Source organism: Streptomyces niveiscabiei, assembly GCF_001419795.1.
GTDB classification, from domain to species: domain Bacteria; phylum Actinomycetota; class Actinomycetes; order Streptomycetales; family Streptomycetaceae; genus Streptomyces; species Streptomyces niveiscabiei.
Genome location: NZ_LIRL01001385.1, coordinates 1 through 1,766 on the forward strand (window position 1 = coordinate 1; position 1,766 = coordinate 1,766).

The 1,766-nt window shown below is 73.5% G+C and carries 2 protein-coding genes; both read right to left on the minus strand.

What is annotated here, in order from left to right:
* Window positions 1–99: 99 nt before the first annotated feature.
* Window positions 100–936, minus strand: a complete 837-nt coding sequence (locus AOK24_RS44305; protein ID WP_055725458.1) for an SDR family NAD(P)-dependent oxidoreductase — start codon at window positions 934–936, stop codon at window positions 100–102.
* Window positions 937–968: 32 nt separating this feature from the next.
* Window positions 969–1,751: an Fpg/Nei family DNA glycosylase gene (locus AOK24_RS44310; RefSeq protein WP_055725459.1), complete on the minus strand. Its 783-nt coding sequence runs from the start codon at window positions 1,749–1,751 to the stop codon at window positions 969–971.
* Between the last annotated feature and the right edge of the window lie 15 nt (window positions 1,752–1,766).

Here is a 1,766-nt window from a genome sequence, read left to right on the forward strand (position 1 = left end):
GTACGTGTGGTCTGCCTCGAAGAAGAGGACGCTCAGGGGTGAGGGGGGCGGGCGTGATGATCGGACAGGGTGATCTGTGTCATGGCCGGGTGCCCCGCGTCACCATGGCATCGCGACGCCCCCGTTGGGCCGCAGGATCTGCCCCGTCGTGAACGCCGACGCGTCCGAGGCCAGGTGCAGGACCGCGTGCGCGACCTCCTCCGCCTCACCCACCCGTTTCAGCGGCGCGAGGCGGGCCATGGACGCCTCCGTACGGGCCTGGGTCGCCGCGTCCGGGCGGTCGGTCATCGGCGTGCGGATCCAGCCCGGGGCGACCGCGTTGACGCGGATGCCGTGCGGGCCGGCCTCGGTCGCGAGCGTCCGCGTCAACTGGACGACGGCCGCCTTGGCGACGCCGTAGCAGAGCAGCCCGGCGCCCCCGGTGTCGACCGCGCCGGACGCCATCGTGACGATGCTGCCGCCCGAGCCCTGTCGGATCATCCGGCCGGCGGCCTCCTGGCAGGCGTACAGCACGCCTTTGAAGTTGACGGCCCACACCCGGTCGAGGTCCTCGTCCCGGGTCTCCAGGACCGTACTGCTGTGCATGATCCCGGCGACGGCCGCGAGGACGTCCAGACGGTCGCAGGAGGCGATGGCGTCGCGGAGCTGGGCGCGGTCGGTGACGTCGAGGTGGTGGGTGCGCACATCCGGGTGGGCTGTCGGGTGTGTTTCCGCGTCCGCTGTCGGGTGTGCGCCTGCGTGTACGTGCGCGCGTACGCGCCTGTGTACGGCTTTGGCGAGCGCCGCCGTCTCCTCCAGGCCCCGCGCGTCCCGGTCCGCCGCGTGCACCGTCGCCCCCGCCTCCGCGAGGAGGATCGCACAGGCGCGGCCGATGCCGCTCGCGGCTCCGGTCACGAACGCGGTGCGCCCGCTGAGGTCGTACGCCTTCACGGCCATGAGTCGACCGTACGAAAGAATCTGACGGTCCGTCAATTGTGCGGGCCCTGCTGGCAGCTCGGGCACCAGTACGTGGGGCGGTCGTCCTGGTCGGCGAGGCGGACGGGTGTGCCGCAGCGCAGGCAGGGGCGGCCCGCGCGGCCGTACACGAACAGGTCCTGGCCGCGGCGGCCCGTCGTCGTGCGGACCGGGCGGGTGCGGTTGGCCGCCAGGAGGCGGTGGGCGAGCGGCGGGAGCTTGGCCGCGCGGTCGGGCGGGAGCGCGCCGACGGGGAGCCAGGGGGTTGCGCCGGTCAGGAAGCACAGCTCGCTCTTGTAGATGTTGCCGATCCCGGCGAGGTTGCGCTGGTCCAGCAGGGCTTCGCCGAGGGGGCGGGCGGGGTCCCCGAGGAGGTTCGCCAGGGCGCGGCCGGCGTCCCAGTCCGGGCCCAGCAGGTCGGGGCCCAGGTGGCCGACGAGGCTGTCCTCGTGCTCGGTGCGGATCAGGTTCAGCACGGTCAGGCGGTAGCCGACGGCCGTGTGGTCCGCCGTTCCCAGCACCGCCCTGATCTGGTGCCCCGGGCCGCCCGTCCAGCGCCGGCCCTCCGCGTACACGTACCAGGCGCCCTCCATGCGCAGGTGCGAGTGGAGCGTCAGGCCGCCCTCGATCCTCGCGAGGAGGTGTTTTCCGCGCGGGGTGACGTCCAGGACGGTCCGGCCGGTGAGGTCGACCGTCGCGTACTTCGGGACTCTGAGGTCGGAGAGGGTGAGGGGGGCGCCGGCGAGGGCGGTGTGGAGACGGGTCGCGGTCTGCCAGACGGTGTCGCCTTCGGGCATGGGGGGCCTTTGGGG